This is a genomic window from Mesorhizobium sp. M7A.F.Ca.CA.004.04.2.1 (genome assembly GCF_004022825.1).
In the GTDB taxonomy this organism is placed as follows: Bacteria; Pseudomonadota; Alphaproteobacteria; order Rhizobiales; family Rhizobiaceae; genus Mesorhizobium.
This window is the reverse complement of record NZ_RZPH01000022.1, coordinates 1-16,722: the sequence shown is the minus strand read 5'-3', so window position 1 is coordinate 16,722 and position 16,722 is coordinate 1. Positions and strand designations below refer to the sequence as shown.

General features: G+C 63.6%; 17 protein-coding genes. 4 read left to right on the top strand and 13 right to left on the bottom strand.

The genetic code is table 11. From position 1 onward, the window contains the following. Positions 1–104: 104 nt before the first annotated feature. The gene (locus tag EN893_RS02295; protein WP_127267477.1) at positions 105–1,424 is read right to left on the bottom strand and encodes a sugar ABC transporter substrate-binding protein; all 1,320 of its coding nucleotides are present in this window, start codon (positions 1,422–1,424) and stop codon (positions 105–107) included. Between the two features lie 169 nt (positions 1,425–1,593). Here EN893_RS02295 and EN893_RS02290 point away from each other — a divergent pair, with 169 nt between their 5' ends. Next, positions 1,594–2,379 (top strand): IclR family transcriptional regulator, encoded by a 786-nt coding sequence (locus EN893_RS02290; RefSeq protein ID WP_127267478.1) that lies wholly within the window; start codon positions 1,594–1,596, stop codon positions 2,377–2,379. A gap of 63 nt (positions 2,380–2,442) precedes the next feature. Next, positions 2,443–3,282, top strand: coding sequence for an amidohydrolase (locus EN893_RS02285; RefSeq protein ID WP_127267479.1), 840 nt, complete (start codon positions 2,443–2,445; stop codon positions 3,280–3,282). 9 nt (positions 3,283–3,291) lie between these two features. Here EN893_RS02285 and EN893_RS02280 read toward each other — a convergent pair whose 3' ends face one another. From EN893_RS02280 to EN893_RS02245, 8 genes are all read right to left on the bottom strand, one after another. Further along, the gene (locus EN893_RS02280; RefSeq protein ID WP_127267480.1) at positions 3,292–4,263 is read right to left on the bottom strand and encodes an ABC transporter permease; all 972 of its coding nucleotides are present in this window, start codon (positions 4,261–4,263) and stop codon (positions 3,292–3,294) included. Between the two features lies 1 nt (position 4,264). Beyond that, positions 4,265–5,215 (bottom strand): ABC transporter permease, encoded by a 951-nt coding sequence (locus EN893_RS02275; protein ID WP_127267481.1) that lies wholly within the window; start codon positions 5,213–5,215, stop codon positions 4,265–4,267. After that, positions 5,212–5,970 carry an ATP-binding cassette domain-containing protein gene (locus EN893_RS02270; protein WP_127267482.1) on the bottom strand — a complete coding sequence of 253 codons (759 nt, stop codon included), beginning with the start codon at positions 5,968–5,970 and terminating at the stop codon, positions 5,212–5,214. Before EN893_RS02270 ends, EN893_RS02275 begins: the two co-directional genes overlap by 4 nt. After that, on the bottom strand, positions 5,963–6,700 hold the full coding sequence (locus EN893_RS02265) for an ATP-binding cassette domain-containing protein (RefSeq protein WP_127267483.1): 738 nt from the start codon (positions 6,698–6,700) through the stop codon (positions 5,963–5,965). The genes EN893_RS02270 and EN893_RS02265 overlap by 8 nt, the downstream gene beginning before the upstream one ends. Before the next feature lie 71 nt (positions 6,701–6,771). Next, positions 6,772–7,959, bottom strand: coding sequence for an ABC transporter substrate-binding protein (locus tag EN893_RS02260; RefSeq protein WP_127267484.1), 1,188 nt, complete (start codon positions 7,957–7,959; stop codon positions 6,772–6,774). 26 nt (positions 7,960–7,985) lie between these two features. Further along, the gene (locus EN893_RS02255) at positions 7,986–9,155 is read right to left on the bottom strand and encodes an extracellular solute-binding protein (protein ID WP_127270129.1); all 1,170 of its coding nucleotides are present in this window, start codon (positions 9,153–9,155) and stop codon (positions 7,986–7,988) included. Next, a complete protein-coding gene (locus tag EN893_RS02250; RefSeq protein ID WP_127255131.1) occupies positions 9,152–10,312 on the bottom strand; it encodes a CaiB/BaiF CoA-transferase family protein in 1,161 nt (386 codons plus the stop codon). Before EN893_RS02250 ends, EN893_RS02255 begins: the two co-directional genes overlap by 4 nt. Before the next feature lie 2 nt (positions 10,313–10,314). After that, entirely contained in the window at positions 10,315–10,866 is a 552-nt protein-coding gene (locus EN893_RS02245) for a MaoC family dehydratase (protein WP_127270127.1), read from the bottom strand. A gap of 199 nt (positions 10,867–11,065) precedes the next feature. Between EN893_RS02245 and EN893_RS02240 the strand changes: the two genes are divergently transcribed. Continuing rightward, complete coding sequence (locus EN893_RS02240) at positions 11,066–12,163, top strand: lactonase family protein (protein ID WP_127270125.1); 1,098 nt, start codon at positions 11,066–11,068, stop codon at positions 12,161–12,163. Between the two features lie 41 nt (positions 12,164–12,204). Here EN893_RS02240 and EN893_RS02235 read toward each other — a convergent pair whose 3' ends face one another. The 3 genes from EN893_RS02235 to EN893_RS02225 form a co-directional block, all read right to left on the bottom strand. After that, positions 12,205–13,191, bottom strand: a complete 987-nt coding sequence (locus EN893_RS02235; protein WP_127270123.1) for a Tim44 domain-containing protein — start codon at positions 13,189–13,191, stop codon at positions 12,205–12,207. A 67-nt stretch (positions 13,192–13,258) separates the two neighbouring features. Then, entirely contained in the window at positions 13,259–13,561 is a 303-nt protein-coding gene (locus EN893_RS02230) for a zf-TFIIB domain-containing protein (RefSeq protein WP_127270121.1), read from the bottom strand. A 233-nt stretch (positions 13,562–13,794) separates the two neighbouring features. Beyond that, positions 13,795–14,784, bottom strand: a complete 990-nt coding sequence (locus tag EN893_RS02225) for a zinc-dependent alcohol dehydrogenase family protein (protein WP_127270119.1) — start codon at positions 14,782–14,784, stop codon at positions 13,795–13,797. Between the two features lie 102 nt (positions 14,785–14,886). Here EN893_RS02225 and EN893_RS02220 point away from each other — a divergent pair, with 102 nt between their 5' ends. Next, complete coding sequence (locus EN893_RS02220) at positions 14,887–15,789, top strand: LysR family transcriptional regulator (protein WP_127270117.1); 903 nt, start codon at positions 14,887–14,889, stop codon at positions 15,787–15,789. Between the two features lie 20 nt (positions 15,790–15,809). Here the strand turns inward: EN893_RS02220 and EN893_RS02215 are convergent. Further along, positions 15,810–16,722 (bottom strand): CocE/NonD family hydrolase C-terminal non-catalytic domain-containing protein (locus tag EN893_RS02215; protein WP_281062470.1); only part of this gene is annotated, 913 nt, incomplete at its 5' end.

Genomic DNA, 16,722 nt, shown 5'->3' with positions numbered 1-16,722 from the left:
GCGGTGCGTGGGCCGGGGGCGATGGGTTAGCGCAAACCGCTGGCCGCGAAAACGCGATCGCCTCCCCCATTTCTGGTGGGGGAGGCAGCCCTGGGAGCCCGTTTCTAGAGCTTGCCGGCGTCCTGGAGGATTTGCGTCGCCTTGGCGGCTGCATCGTCCAGTGCCTGCTTGGAGGTCTTGTCGCCGAGGATCGCCGCCTGCAACTCGGGATAGACGGCGTTCGAGATCTCGATCCATTCAGGCGTCTGCGGCACGGCAAACGCGTGCTTGGCCTCTTCCTGGAAGGCGGTAAGAACCTCCTTCTTGTAAGGATCGTTTTCGGCCTGCTTTAAAACCCAGTCCCACACTGCGGTACGGGTCGGCAGCGGCCCGGCGGCGGCCTCGAGCTTCTGGCTGTCTTCGTTGGTCAGCCACCACACCAGGGAAGCCGCGGCCTCCTTGTTGGGGCAGTTCTCGGTCACCGAGAAGCCATGGAAACCGGACCAGCCGGTGCGCTTGCCGGACGAGCCCTTCGGCGCGACCTTGACGCCGACATTGCCGGCGACCTTCGACGACTTCGGGTCGTTGAAGAAACCGGCCCAGCCCGGCCAGTCGAGGTTGATAGCGACGGTGCCGGACGCAAAGCCCTGGCCGAGATCGTCCCAGAGGTAGTTGGTCGTGCCGGCCGGTACGGCCTTGGCCTTGTAGAGGTTGACGAACCAGTCGAGCGCCCGGATGCCGGCGTCGGAATTGAAGACCGGCTTGCCATCCTTGTCGAGATACTCGCCGCCTTCAGCGACAACCATCTCGTAGAAGCGGCCGTTGATCGCCTCTTCTTTGCCGGCGAACTGCGTGCCGTAGAAATTGGGTGGGTTGGCGAAGAACTGGGCTTGGTCGGTCACTTCCTTCCAGGTGTCCGGCGGCACCAGATCATAGCCGTATTTCGCCTTGAACTTGGTCTTGTTGTCGGCGTTCTCGTACAGGCTCTTCTGGTAGTAGAGCGCCGAAACGTCGAACTGCGCACGCGGCAGCATCTCCAGCTTGCCGTCGATGGTTGCGGACGTGATCGTCGACGGCACGAAAGCGTCGATCTCTTCCTTGGGCAGCAATTTGCTGAGGTCGGTGTAAAGGCCCGTATATTGCGGCGCGAAGGACGAATGGTTCCAGCCGACGCACCAGTTGGTGCTGCCGGAGGCGATGTCGGACTTGAGCTCCTTGTCGATATCGAAGCCGTTCTTCTTGGTCAGGATGTTGACCTTGGCGCCGGTCGCCTTCTCCCATTCGGGAATGCGCTCGTAGAGCTTTTCATATTGCTGGCCGCCGATCAGCTTCACGTCGACGGTCACGCCTTCGAACTTGCCGGGCAGGTCGCCGGCAAGGGCAGCGCCCGCACCTGACGCGAGCAACAATGCACCGGCGCACACGCCGGACAGCAGTCTGTTCATTGGTATCCTCCCTTGGCGCCGCCTCCGCGGCGACCGCAACTCGTCTGATGACAAGAAGTGCTACATTCATATACAAACAAAACATTCATAGACACGTCAAGGCGAAATTTGTTTCCGCCGCGCACGTTCCTGCGTATATGAAGGGTGAAATTCACTGGAGGATGAGCCCATGGACGACAGCGAAGACGAGCGCTATCGCGCGCCGGCGCTCGACAAGGGGCTCGATATCCTTGAACTGCTGGCGGGCGTCGACGGCGGCCTGACCCAGGCCGAAATCGCCAAGAAACTCGACCGCAGTCCCAACGAATTCTATCGCATGCTCGACCGGCTGGTGCGGCGCGGCTACGTCACGCGCCTCGATGGCGACCGCTATTCGCTAACGCTCAAACTGTTCGGTCTGGCACAGTTGCACGCGCCGGTACGGCGGCTGGTCTCCTATGCGACGCCGCTGATGCGTGAACTTGCCGAGACATCGCAGCAGGCCAACCAACTCGTTGTTTTTGATCGCGGTTCTGCCGTCGTCATCGGCCAGCAAGAAGCACCGAACTACTGGGGCATCTCGATCCGGGTCGGCTCGCACATCAGCCTGTTCGACACTGGGTCGGGGCATGTGCTGCTCGCCTTCCGCTCACCGGAAGAGCGCCAGATGATGATTTCCGAACACGTCCGCAGCACCGACAAGACGGCGCAATCGACCGAGTTCTTCACCCGTCTCGACCAAATCCGCGACCGTGGCTACGAGATGATGGCCTCGATGCAGACAGCCGGCGTCTTCAACCTGTCGGCCCCGGTCCGCAGTTCCGACGGCAAGGCGATCGCCGCGTTGTCGATTCCCTACATCACGGTGGTCAACGCGCCTTCCGCGCCCGACATCACCAGGACGATCGAACTGTTGCTGGCAACGTGTGAAAAGCTGTCGCACCTCGCTGGATCAGCAGTCGGCTCATCGGCGTGAATTCTTATTTGAATGAAGAATTCCCCTGTGAGATGCTTTGAAAGCCAGAGGAGGAGCCTCACCATGATCATAGATACCCATCTTCACCTCATCGATCGCTCGGCCCTGCGCTATCCCTGGCTCGCCGGCGTGCCGGCGCTCAACCGCGATTTCTCTTATGAAGACTACGCGACGGAGGCGCAGCGTGTCGGCGTCGAGCGCGTGCTGCATATGGAGGTCGATGTCGATGCGGCCGACATCGAAGCCGAGACCGCTCGTGTGGAAGAACTGTCACGGCAGCCAGGCAGCATGCTGGCCGGGGTTATCGCGTCCTGCCGTCCTGAGGAAGGGGATTTCGCGGCCTATCTCGAACGGCAGCGGGCAAACCCGTTCGTAAAGGGCTTTCGCCGCGTCCTCCATGTCGTGCCCGACGAGCTCTCGGAAGGTGCGGTGTTTCGCGACAGCATAAAGCGGCTTGGCGGCACCGGTCTGACCTTCGATCTCGTCGTGCTGCCGCACCAGATCCCCAAGGCGATCGCGCTGGCCGATCTGGCACCAGATGTGACGTTCATCCTCGACCATTGCGGCGTCCCCGACATCAAAGGCAAGAGCGAACATCCATGGCGCGAGCATATGAGCGACATCGCCCGGCGCCAGAATGTGGTAGCCAAGATTTCCGGTGTCGTCGCCTATGCCGATCCGGGCAACTGGACGGTCGAGACGCTGCGGCCATACGTCGAGCACACCGTCTATTCATTCGGCTGGGACCGCGTCGTCTGGGGCAGCGACTGGCCGGTCTGCACGCTAGGCGGCGGCCTGTCGACCTGGGTGGCGGCGACCCATGCATTGCTCTCGGGCTGCAGCATTGCCGAGCGCGACAGGCTGTTGTCCGGGAATGCCCGCAAGCTGTGGCGGCTCGACTGATTGGTCCTTTCAGATGGTTGTCGAGACGTGCCGTTCGCGGCCATAGAGCGAAACCAGCAGCACGATGACGAAGCCGAGCGCGGCCTGCACCGCTGCGGGCTGGAAGCCGAGGCCGATCAGCAGCGTGTTGATCTCGGTCAGCACCAGCACGCCGGCGATCGTGCCGAGATAGCTTCCCCGGCCGCCGACAAGTGCTGCGCCTCCTACGACGACCGCCGCGATGGTCTGGAACAGATAGGGCTGGCCGACATCGCCATAGGCCGAACCGGTGAAGCCGAGCAGCAGCACCCCTGCCACGGCGGCGAAGAAAGCGCTTGCCGCATAGGTGATGACCCACATGCGAACCGGGTCAATCAGCGCCAGTGGCGCCGCGCCCGGATTGCTGCCCAGCGCGTAGAGCCGGCGGCCATAGGGCGTTCGCTCCAGCACCAGCACGACGAGTGCGGCCAGCACGACCAGGCTCGGCACCAGCCACGGCACCGGCAGCGGTCCGGCCGATCCGCCGATCGACACGAAGCTGGAAACCGCTTGCGGCGCGGAGCCCGATGGGAAGCCGGCTGTCCACAGCAGCACCAGCCCTTGCACGACCATGCCGATGCCGAGCGTGACGATCAGCGGCTGGATGTCGAGACTGCGCGAGATCAGCCCGTTCAGCCCGCCGATGATGAGCGCCAGCGCACCGACAAGGCCGCAGACCACAACAAAATTCCAGCCGTCGCCATAGAGCTGCGCCGCCACGACATTGGCAAAGCCGATGACGAACGGGATCGACAGATCGATGCCGCCCATGATGACGACCAGCGTCTGGCCGATCGAGGCGACGGCAAGCAGCGAAGCGAGCACCAGCATGGCGCGTATCGCAAACGGCGCCGAATAGCCAGGAATGAGGACCGTGCCGGCGAGATGCAGAAGGGCGGCGACGCAGAAGGCGCCGACGACGCGGGCGTTGGTTGTGGCGAAGAGGTTTTGGCGCAAAACCATGTCAGCGTCTCCCCATGGCAAGACGTTCCTGCAGCGCTGTCAGCATCACGGCCAGCACCAGGATCGCGCCGTAGGCGATCTGCAGCACGAAGGTCGAGACGTTGAACGTCGTCAGCACGCTTTGCAGCAGGAAGATGTCGATGGCGCCAATGGCTGCACCGGCGACGCCGCCACGCCCGCCGGCCAGGCTGACGCCGCCGAGCGCTACGGCGGCGATGGCGATCAGCGTGTAGGTCGGCCCGATGTTAGGGTCGGCGGAGCCGATCAGCGCGGTCAGCATCAGCCCGGCGCAGCCGCCCAGGATGCCGGTCATGACATAGGCGATGAAGCGCACGCGCGTGACATCGACGCCGGCGGTGTAGGCGGCCCGATCGTCGCTGCCGACCGCCATCAACTGGTCGTAGTAAGGCGTGCGCCGCACCAGCCACCAAGCGATGAACATCAGTGCCAGCGGAAGCATCGAGAGCGGGCCGGACAAGGCCTTGAGCCAAGCCGGCGCCGGGCCGATCGGCGCCGGCAGGATCGTCAGCGTGACGCCGGCCAGGATCAGATAGGTGCCGAGCGTGGCGACGATCGGCTGGATGCGCACGATTGTCGCGAGAAAGCCGTTCGCAGCACCGACCAGCGCGCCGACGAGCAACGCCGCCGGAACGAGCACCAGGGGCGATGAGATGCCGGTGCCGAGGAACAGCACCTGGATCGTCAAAGCGTTGACGAAGCCCATCAATGGCCCGACCGAGATGTCGATTCCGCCACGCCCGGCGAGGATGACAGGCGTGGACGCAATGGCCGCGCCGATCAAGGGCGCGGCCAATCCGACCAGCGCCCCCCAGGAACCCGGCTGGAACCGCCCCGGGCTGAGGATGAGATTGACCGCAAGCAGCACGACCAGCAGCACGACCGCGAAGCCGAAATTTCGCCCAAGGGACAGGAGGCGCGCAACAGGGTTCATGCCGCACGTCCGAACATGGCTGATATCACGCTGTCGGTGGTGAGCGCGTCGCCAGAGATCTCGGCCGCGACTTCGTTCTCACGGAACACCAGCACGCGCTGGCACAGGAGAAGAATCTCCTCGATTTCGCTGGATAGGATGACGAGCCCCATGCCGTCGGACGCCAGCCCGCGAAACACGTCGTAGAGCACATGCCGCGTCGCCACGTCGACGCCACGCGTCGGATCGTTGAGGAGCAGGATCGCGGGCTCCAGCGCCAAGGCACGCGCCAACAGCACCTTCTGCTGGTTGCCGCCCGAAAGAGTGGTGATCGGCGCATCGGGCCGGGGCGCCACTATCGAGAGTTTTTCGCGATAGAGGTCGTAGCGCGCCTTGCGTGCCGACGGGCTGATTAGCCCGAGCCGCGTGTCGCGCGACAAGGTCGAGACGGCGAAATTGTCGAGCACCGACTGTGTCGGGAAAATGCCGTTGGCGCGTCGGTCGCGCGGCAAATAGGCGATGCCGCTGGCGACAGCCTTGCGAAACCCGGTAATCTTTCGGGAGGCATCTGATGAACCGAGTTCGATCGAGCCGCCATGGGACGGTTCCAGGCCGGCAAGCATCTTGAGGAACAGCTCCTGGCCATGACCATCGAGACCGGCAAGCCCGACGATCTCACCCGGAGCGATGGCCTGCGTGATCGGGCTGGCGCCGGGCGCGATGACGAGTTCGCGAACGGCAAGACCACCAAAATCGAGAGCAGTGCGATCAGCCATGCGCCAATTCCGCAGCGGTACGTGGCGCCATCGCCTTGAGAAGTTCCGCCGGCGTGGAAGCGCCGCGCTCTTCGGTGCGCACGACGCTGCCGCCCCGCAGGATCGAGATGCGGTCCGAAAGCGACATCACCTCATCCATGCGGTGGGTGATGAACAGGATCAGGCAGCCTTCGCCGGCAAGCGCACGCATCAACGAAAAAACCGATTCGCGGTCGGCGAAGTCGAGCGCGGCGGTGACCTCGTCGAGGATCAGGATCTTTGGGTTGCGCACGATCGCGCGGGCGAGAACGACCAATTGCTGCGCGGCAAGCGGCAGCAGGCCGGCTGGCTTGTCGAGGGGGACGTCGGTGACCGCGAAGCGCTTCAGCGCGGCTTCCGCCCGGTCACGGCGCTCATGGCGGGGAACGGCACGTCGGACCAGTCCGTCGAGGCCGAGCAGGATGTTGTCGGTTACGCTGCGGTCCGGCGCGATCAGCACCTCCTGGAATACCGTGGCGAAGCCTTGCGCCTGGAAGGCCGATGGATTGGCGCCAGGGAATGGCTTGCCGTGCAGCAGGATCACACCGCTGTCCGGCTGGACGATGCCGGACAACAGCTTGACCATGGTGCTCTTGCCCGAACCGTTCTCGCCCAGAATGGTGTGGATGGTCCCCGCCCGGAACGCGATCGATGCGTCCGCGAGCGCGATCGTCTCGCCATAGCGTTTGGATATGGTTTTGATTTCAAGCATGTCACAATTCGATGCTGGCAGGCCGGCTCCGCGAAAGGAGCCGGCCTGTTGAGAGACTGGTTCGCGCAGCGTTATTTTGCGCAGGCGTCGGGGACCTTCGAATAATCCCAGCCCTTGGTCGGCGCCGGGTTCGAGAAATAGGCGTCGAGCCATTCCTCCGGCATCGGATCTTTCGGCGGGATCGGGAAGATCGACACGGCATCGGTCGTCATGCAGTCCTTGTACCAGGCACCGAGATCGGCGGTGTGGACAGGTGGGATCGGGATCAGCAGCGTGTTCAGCTTCGGCTTCTGTCCGTCGAGCATGCGCTCGCCGACGCGGAACAGCGTTTGCGCGGTCCAGTGCGGCAGAACCGCATGGCCTTCGAAGCGGTACTTGTCGGGGTTGGCCTTCCAGTAGCCCAGCGCATCGCCGGTGATCGAGCCGGTGATCAATGGCGCCGGCCGGCCGGCTTCCGCGAAGGCTTCGGCAACGACACGGCTCTCGCTGCCTGTCGTCCACACCGCATCGATCGGCGCCGGGTTGGTGGCGATCGCCTGCAGCACCACTGTCTTGGTGACGTTGGCCGTCCAGTTGCCGTTGACGTTGCGCGAGATCTTCAGCTTCGGATTTTCGGCCAGCGCCTTGTCCGCGCCCTGGCGCTCCTGCACGACGATCGGGTGTCCCGCGATGCCTTCGACCAGAAGGATTCTGGGGCCGTCCGGCTGCGCCTTGCCGATCGCCGCCATCATGTCATAGCCCCAGCGCGCATAGTTGGAATCGACATTGATCGCGTTCGGGCTGGTCACCGAGCCGGCCGCCGTGATGAACGGAATGCCGGCCTTGGCGGCAGCGTCGATGGCGTCGTCAAGCGCCGTCGCCGAACCCGGGATCGAGGTGATGATCGAGCACTTCTTGTCGATGAAGGCGCGGATCTGGTTGATCTGCTGGCTGGCGTCATTGTTGGAGTCCGACACCTCGAAGCTGGAGACGGTGCCGTCGGCGATTAGCCCGTCGACAAGGCGCTTCAGTTCCTTGGTCACCGTGACCCGCCACGGATTGCCCTGATATGATTCCGAGTGGCACCATTTCCACGGCTTGGGCGGCGCGGTGAAATTGTCCCAGGCCGAGGGCAGCACCTTCTGGGGCGCGCCGTCATACTGCGCCTTGAGTTCGGTCGGCAGTCCACCGATGACGCCTTGCACATCCTGTGCAAAGGCGGTCGTTGCAAGCGAGGCAAGCGCCGTTGCGGCCAGCAGGCCGCGGATCATTCCTGTCATTCTTGTTCTCCTCCGTTCGGTTTGGTTCAGGCTCCTCCACCGGCAGCGCCGGACACCTGCGCCGGGGAACTCTCCCGAAACAGGCGATTGAGATCGGCAACGACCTGTCGGGCTTGATGCCGGGAGGTCATGCCGGAAAGGATGCGTTCGGAAGCCGCCTGCTGGAACGCCATGTAGCCGTCATGGCGCGGCCGCACCCATGCGCCCTCCAGCGTCGCTCGCGTATCCCGATAGAAGTCGCCGGTCGCTTCATTGACGGCTTGATCTTCCCAGGCCGCTGCATGGCCGGGCTGGCCCCCGGCGGCGGCATAGGGGCCGCGCTGAACATCGCCGCTCGCGACCCAATAGGCGAAGTCGATCGCGGCATCCCTGGCTCTGGAAAAGGCTGAAACCGCTATGCCGGTGCCGCCAAGCGCCGAACCGACCGGGCCGCCGGAACCGATGACCGGAACATCGGCAAAGGCCAGCCGGTTCGCTCGAAAGCCATCCGTCGCATAGGACACGTAGCCATAGATCAGTGGCGCGCAAACGAACCTGGAACTGGCCTCCGCCATACGTTCGGAGACGGCAATCGGGTCCATCTCGAAACACGCGGGATCGACCAGCGCTGTGATCTCGCGCATTGCCTCGAAGACTTGGCTACCGATCTCCACATCGATCAGATCGTCGGATGAATCGGTCGTGCAGGAATGCCCGAGATTGCCGGCAAGCGTGTAGAAAACCATCAACACGTGAGGCGGCCGCAACGGCAGCAGCACGCGGTCTTGACGGGCGAGATCGAGCACCTCGCTCCAGCGCGCCGGTGGCGCACTGATCGCATCCGGCCGCCATGCCTGGACTTGGGTTGCCGCATCGATCGGGAAAGCCCATTGCCGTCCTTGCCAGTTGTAGCTCGGATAGGACTGGCCGACGCTGCCCGACGCAAGGGCCGTGCGTTCCGCCTCGCGTCCGGCGACATCCAGCGGCTCCAGGCAGCCTTCGGCCGTGATCTGGCCGACATGCGGATGGTCGATGACGATGAGATCATAGGCGCGCGCCAGTTCCTCGACCGGAAAGGATTCGAAGTCCTGAAGCGAGCGCTTGTCCCATTCGATCACGACGCCGGTCTTCTGCTGCCATAGCGACGAGCAGGCGACCATCGGATCGTAGCCACGCGGATGGCTCCAGGTCATGCCCTTGAGGATGGGCACGCTCACAGGCCGAACTCCGCGCGGATGGCGGCACTGTGCTCGCCGATGCGGGGCGCCGCCCGATCGACCTTGGCCCTTATGCCATCGACCCGGAGCGGCGAACTGGTGGTGAGGATCGAGACATCGTCCTCGCGCGTCACAGTCTGCAGCATGTCGAGCGACTGGAACCCTTCGCTCGCCAGCATCTCCGGCCAGGTCAGCACTTTGGCGCACCAGATGTCGGCCGGCTCGAGGATATCAAGCCACTCATCGATGGTCTTGGTCGCGATCCGCTGCGCGATGATCGCCTTGATGTCGTCGCGCGCGGTGAACCAGGATGCCGGCTTGTCGCGATAGGGTGCGAGTTCGCTGAGCGACAAGAGATCGGCCAGCTTGGGGATCGGCGTCATGGCGATGGCGAGGTAGCCGTCCTTGGCCGGATAGACACCGTAAGGCGCCGACAGATAGGCATGCGCACTGCGGAAACTGGAGCGCCTGGGCAGCCGGCGGCCGTCATTGAGATGCGTGGTCAGCACCTCGAACTGGAAATCGACAAGCGCTTCCAGCAGGCTGGTTTCGATGTGGCTGCCCTGACCGGTGATACCGCGCCGCACCAGTGCGGCCAGAATGCCCTGCGCACAGGCCGCACCGGCCAGCATGTCGCCGATGGCGAGGCCGAATGGCACCGGCCCCTGGTCCTCGTCGCCGTTCAACCACATCACGCCGGAACGCGCCTGCGCCAGGAGATCCTGGCCCGGGCGTTTGACCCACGGGCCGTCCTCACCATAGCCGCTGATCGAGGCATAGACCAGGCGTGGATTGATCTTGCGGACCGCCTCGTAGTCCAGGCCGAGCCGTTCGATGACGCCCGGCCGGAAATTCTGGATCAGCACGTCGGCCTTGGCCAGAAGGCCGCGCAGCGCCTCGAGGTCGGCCTCGTTCTTGAGGTCGATGGCAAGACTTTCCTTGGCCCGGTTGATGGCATGGAAGATGGTGGAATCGCCGCCGATCTCGGTGTCGCTGAGATAGAGCCGGCGCGACAGGTCGCCGCCATCCGGGCGCTCGATCTTGATGACGCGCGCGCCGAGATCGAGCAGCCTCAGCGAGCAATAAGGCCCGGACAGGAACTGGCTCATGTCGACGACGACGAGACCGGCGAGCGGCAATTCGGCTGCTGCCGGCATCGTTATTTCTCCGTCTTGCCGACGAAGTCGGCCGGGTTGCGGTACTTCACCGTCTGCAGATGCTCGCAATAGAGAACCAGCTCGCCTTCGCCCTTGAACACCTCGTAGCTGGCGCGGATCAGCCCCATCTCCTGGTAGCGGGGCTTCTTGTCGAGATTGGAGCGGATCGAATAGATCGTGTCGCCAATGAAGACGGGTTTTATGAAGCGGAGCTTGTCGTAGCCATAGGAAAAGGCGTTGACGCAGTTGGTGGCGACCAGTCCCAGGCCAGCCGAGAAGACGAAGGCGCCGGCGATCAGCCGCTTGCCGAAAATGCCTTCGCTCTCGGCAAACATCTGGTCCTGCACATAGGGGTGGATGTCGAGCACCAGCGTGTTGAACAAATGGCTGTCGCCTTCGGCCATGGTCCGTCGCAACGAGCGGATCTTCTGCCCGACCGGCCAATCCTCATAGAACCAGTTTTCGGCGTTCCATACCGGCAGCGCGGCATGATCCGCCGGCATGTTCTTGGGATGCGTCGAGGCGACACCGACGGTGGATGCGAAATCGTTCATGACCGAATCCGCCAGTCCTGCCGAAGGGACCGCGCAACCATTTGAACACGCATCAAGGCGCCTGAATGCAAGACGTCTCCTCCCGTCAATCTTCTTTTGTAAATAGTATTTTCACATATGGGGTTGCGTTGCAAGCGTGAACAGGCGAAATTTTGGCTGCTCCCGCGCGCCGAAGCGCAGGCGGGCAGGGAGGAAAATCATGCGCAAGGATTGTCTGGTCTTTGTCGGCAGCCTGAATCGCGAGGCGCCGTATTTTCAGGGCGCTCGGGGCGTCGGTCTCGGCGTCTACAGCTTTGACGAGGAAACGCTGGAAACCCGAAAACTGGCTGAAGCCGATGACGTCGACAATCCAACCTTCTTCTCGGTGACGCCGGACGGTTCACACGTCTACGCCAATTCGGAAGTCTTCACCTGGCGCGAGGGAACTGTCTCCGCCTACAGCTTCGATCGTGCCTCGGGCGCGCTCACCTATCTGAACAAGCAGCCATCGCTGGGCAGCATCACCGCCCACAACACCATCACCCGCGACGGGACAAAACTGCTGGTCGCCAATTACGGCATGGGCGAGGGCGGTCCGGATCGCGCGGTGGCGGTCTATGGCTTAGAGGAGAGTGGTGCCTTGTCGGCCCCGCTGGCCAGCGTCTCGCATTCCGGCAGCGGCCCGAATGCGGCACGGCAGGAGCGCTCGCACGCCCACAGCGTCACCGAAACCATCGGCGGGGGGACAGCCATCGTCGCCGACCTCGGCATCGACCGGCTGGTGTCCTACCGGATCGGGCACGACGGCAATCTGGCCAAGCTAACCGAATCCGCTTTGCCATCCGGCGCCGGTCCACGCCACCTCGCACTGCATCCGAACGGACGCTTCGTCTTCGTTATGAACGAGCTGGATTCGACCATCGTGGCGATGGCGCTGGACGAAGCCTCGGGCAAGCTCACGCTCATCGACGCGAAGCCCGCGGTGCCGGCCGAGGCGCGCGACAGCAACCATTGCGCCGACATCCAGATCTCGCCGGATGGCCGTTTTGTCTACGGCTCCAACCGTGGCCATGACAGCGTCGTCATCATGGCGGTCGACCAGCAGACGGGTTCGCTGAGCCTCGTCGGCTATATCTCTTGTGGTGGCGCGACGCCGCGCAATCTGGCGCTGACGCCGTCAGGCGGCCATCTGTTTTCCGCCAACCAGAACGCCGACCGCATCTCGATCTTCGCTCGCGACGCCGAGACCGGCATACTCAGCGACACCGGGCGCGCCATCGAGATCGGCACGCCGATGTGCGTCAAGATCGTGCGCTGAACGCCGACAACTGTGAAGCCTTGGACAAAATCGCCCTGGGCTCAAGCCTGTTGTATTGCCGAGAGCTTCCAGTTCGAGCCATTCTCACGCACGAATGTCCACAGCTCGGTCGTCTCTGTCGGATGATCATCGTCGCCCGCGACGACCTTGCCGCTGGCCCGTTCGCGCGTCACGTCACGAGACTCGTAGCGCAATGCGGCCGTGGCGTAGTCGCGGTCATCCTCACGCCAGCTTTCAGCGACGTCGGCCTGCAGCAACGTGATGTCCGTTACCTCGTTCCTGAGACCTTTCTGGGCATTGTCGGCCAGCTCTTCCGACAGATAGGATACCATTTCGGGGGTAACAGCCCGGCGCAGAGCGGCATGGTCTTCGCGCCCGAATGCTTCCTGGACATCGGTCAACAGCTGCTGGAATGCGTCGAGGTCGGTCTGAGCCAGCGTGATCTCATCAGAACCGATGGCCGGAGAGCTTCCGCCCGAACCACCGCCAAAGCCGGGAATTGTGAAGGAGCCTGCAGTCTGCTGCCCTGCCGTTGCGCGGTTCTCAAATCTCGAAGCCTGGGCATTGCCGACACCGGCGAGCGCTGGCGCAGGACCACGCGCCGATTGCGAGCGGAAGAAGCGGATAGCCAGCATGATCGCGCCACCGATGAGCAGGGCCTGAAGCAGGAAACCGAACATTCCGGCCAGGCCGCCGAAGCCTTGGCCGACGAGCAGGCCGATCAGGCCGCCGAGCAGCAGGCCCCGCATCATCGTTCCCCCGAAGCCGCTCATGAAGCCGGGCCTCTGCGGGCCGGCCTGTGGCTGCCGGGCCGCGTTGTTCACACCGGTGTTGGGCGTCATCGAACGCTCGACCGGAGCGGTCGGGGCCGGCGCGGTCCTGGTCGGCGGTGCCGATTGGAACGTGCGCATGCCACGACTGCCGAAACTGCCGCCGCGGCGCGCCTCGGCATGGTCTATCGCGACCATCGAAAACGCCAGGAACAGTCCTGCAAAGAGGGCTGCAAATCGGCTTGTACGGGAAGTCATCGGAGATGAACCTTTGTCTCTGCGGTTTCGGAAATTTCAGCCGTCGCCGGGTGCCGGCGTTATACGGTCAATCGAACAACTCTTCGAAAAATGATTTCTTCCGCTTCGGATAGCGGTGGCCGTGGGAGCGGGAATAATCGTCGTCGCGGCCCTGGCCGTGTTGCGGCTGGGAGAACGCTGCCGGCTGTGGCTGCGGCGCGGGCGCCGCTTCCCTGCCGGAACGCTCGATGATCTTGTCGAGTTCTCCCCGATCAAGCCAGACGCCGCGGCACTGCGGACAGTAGTCGATTTCGATACCCTGGCGTTCGCTCATCACGAGCGCAACGCGGCAGGAGGGGCAAGTCATACCAAGGAGAGAAGGAGATGTCATACGGCGCTCCAAACCAAAAAAGAAGGAACCCGCTCGACCGAAAAGGATGAAAACGGGCCCGTTACAGCGGTCCGACATCACAGTCGCCAAAAGCGACAGTCAGAGGGGCCCGGCCCGCAGGGGACAATTAGGAATGCAGCGCCGCGCCTTCAAGGGGCGATATTGCCCGCAAGAGTGATTTGTTCGCCATCTCGCTCAGACCGTGACCACGATTTCAAATCGTCACCACGATTTCAGATCGTCACCACGATCTTGCCGAACTGCTCGTTCGACTCCAGGTGGCGATGTGCCTCGACGATTTGGTCGAACGCGAAGGTCCTATCGATGATCGGCTTTAGAGTCCCGGTCTCGAGTCCTGCGAGGATGAAAGCCTTGGCGGCCTCCAGTTTCGCCGGGTTGCCGGTGATCTCGTGGACGAGGTAGCCGCGCAGCGTCAGTGTCTTAGCCAGCACGGCGAATAGCGGAAACGGTGTCGGCGCGTGGCTCAGTCCGCCATATTCGATGAGGATGCCGCTATGCGACATGGCCGCCGTCAGCGGCTCGAAGATCGGGCCGCCGACCGCATCGAACACGACGCGCACGCCTCGCGGCCCGGCGATCTGGTTCAACCGCGCCGCCAGATCTTCCTCCGTCGAGGCCACGACTTCGGCCGCACCGGCCTCGAGCAGCGCCCGCATCTTCGCCGATGTTCGCGTCACCGCAATCGTCGTCGCGCCCACACTGTTGGCGATCTGGACCGCGGCAAGCCCGACACTACTCGACGCCGCGGTGATCACCACGTGGTCTCCGCTGTGCAGCCCAGCGATATCGATCAGCGCGCCATAGGCGGTGAGGTACTGCATCCAGACCGCCGCTGCCGTTTGCCAGTCGAGCGACGGCGGGTGCTTGACGATAAGTTCCGCGGGATAAGTGGCAAGCTCGCCATAGGCCGGCCAGCGGATCATCGATTGCGGCGGGATGGCACTGACGCCGTCGCCCGGCGCGAATTCCTTCACGCCGTCGCCTATAGCCTCGATGACACCCGCCGCTTCGAGACCAAGCCCCGAGGGCAGCTTCGGCGTCTCGATATAGGAACCCGCGCGCAGCAGCGCGTCGGCGCGGTTGAGGCCGAGCGCCTTGACGCGGATTTGAACTTCGCCCGGGCCCGGTGGGGGAAGCTCGGCATCCTCGATGCGCAGAACCTCAGGGCCGCCATGCTGGTGAAAGCGAACCACACGTGTCATTCGGGATACTCCAAATCAACTGGACCGAATGAGCTATGCAGCTAGGCTGCCCAGGGATAAATGGCTGCACGAGAAGAACAGTAGAAACCAGGAGTTCCGAATATGGATCGGCTCGAAAGCATGGCTGTGTTCGTCAAGGCCGTCGATCTCGGCTCGTTCGCGGCAGCAGCGGTCGCCCTGGACGTCTCGGGACCGATGGTTGGCAAGCATGTCCGGTCTCTCGAAGAACGGCTTGGCGTTCGCCTGCTCAACCGGACCACACGCCGGCAGAACCTGACCGATTTCGGCCGCGCTTACTATGAACGCTGTCGGGTGGTGCTGGCCGAGGCCGACGCCGCAGATGCGCTCGCCGCCGACCAGTTTTCGGAGCCACGCGGAAAACTGCGCGTCACCATGCCGGCGCATTTCGGTCGCCACTGCGTGACGCCCGTGCTGCTGAAACTCGCCCGGCAATATCCGATGCTGGAACTCGATCTATCTCTCAGCGATCGCTTCGCCGATCTTGCCGAGGATGGCTACGATCTCGCCATTCGGACCGGTGCTCTGGGCGACAAGGCGGGGGTGATCGCACGCCGCGTCGCGCGCCAGGACATGGTCGTCTGCGCCGCACCTTCCTATCTCAGAAATCATGGCGAACCGCGACAGATCGAGGATCTCGCCGACCATCAGGCAATTGTCTACCGCCGGCTCGGCCAGATCATTCAGCCCTGGCTATTTGCTCGAGAGGGGCAACCGGTGCAGGAGATCATACCGACCGGCCGTCTGCGGCTCGACGATCTCGATGCCATCGCTGACGCGGCTGCCGACGGCATGGGCCTTGCCTGGTTGCCCTGGTGGCTGGTGCGCGAGCGCATTGAAGCCGGCGTTCTGCTGGCGCTGTTGCCGGATCAGCCGCGATATCTCTACGACTGCCACGCCCTTTGGCTGCAGACACCGCATCTGCCGCTGAAGGTGCGGCTGGCCGTCGATGCGCTGGCGGCTGCCTTGCCGAAGTCGATGGCCTAACCGCAACGTCGCAATCGCTCTCAGTTGAGATCGCGCGGATACTCCTTGACCTCGCTGCGGTCGACGATCAGCTCATCGCCATCATGGGCGGTGATGTGGGTCTCGATCCGCCAGACCTTTCGCAGCGCCCTTACCGTCGCCTTCACTGAAAGCCGCACCTGCCAGTCGCCGCGACCATAGGACTTGTCCCAGGTGCAGGTGCCGACCGCCGAGTTCGGATCGTCGGGGTGGATGATGAACCGGTCGACATGCCTCGCCGAGAGCACCATTCCCGTATGTGGATGCCGCACCGTGCCGCCATCATTGGCGACCTGATAGACGGTCTCGCCGGTGACCTGGTCCGTCGACACCGAACGCTGGAAGCCGTCGCCCTTGGCCAGCACCTCTTGCTCCATCGGCGCGGCGCTTTCCGGAGTCAGGAAAACCCCCAGTGTGTCGTCCAGCTTCTGCTGCGCGCGCACCGGCAGGATCAGCCGGCTGTCGCCGCAATGGATCGACAACGTCGCCTGCTCGGCCGTCGGGAAGACGATCGGCCAATGCGATGTCGCCAGCGCCAGCCGGATACGCTCGCCGACCTCGAAACGCTGCCCGCAGCAGCGCAGCTTGACGCGGACGGTCTCCGCCTGGCCCGGCACCATGGGTGCGATGTCCAGATCATCGTTGCGATGGCTCAGATTGAGGATGCCGTAGCTGATACGCGAGGCGGCACCTTCAGGGAATACCTGCGACAGCGTGGCGGACAGAAGGGCGACGGGCTTGTCGGAGGAGAGCTTGACCTCGAATTCGGGGAAGCCAAGGATCTCGACCGCTTCGGTCAACGGCGCCGTCTCGAAGATCAGGGCATTGCCTTCTTCCATGCGCTGGTCGACCGGCAAGGTCGGCATCACGCCATAGCCGCACCAGGCGCCGGACGACAGGCCGGCCGTCTGTGGC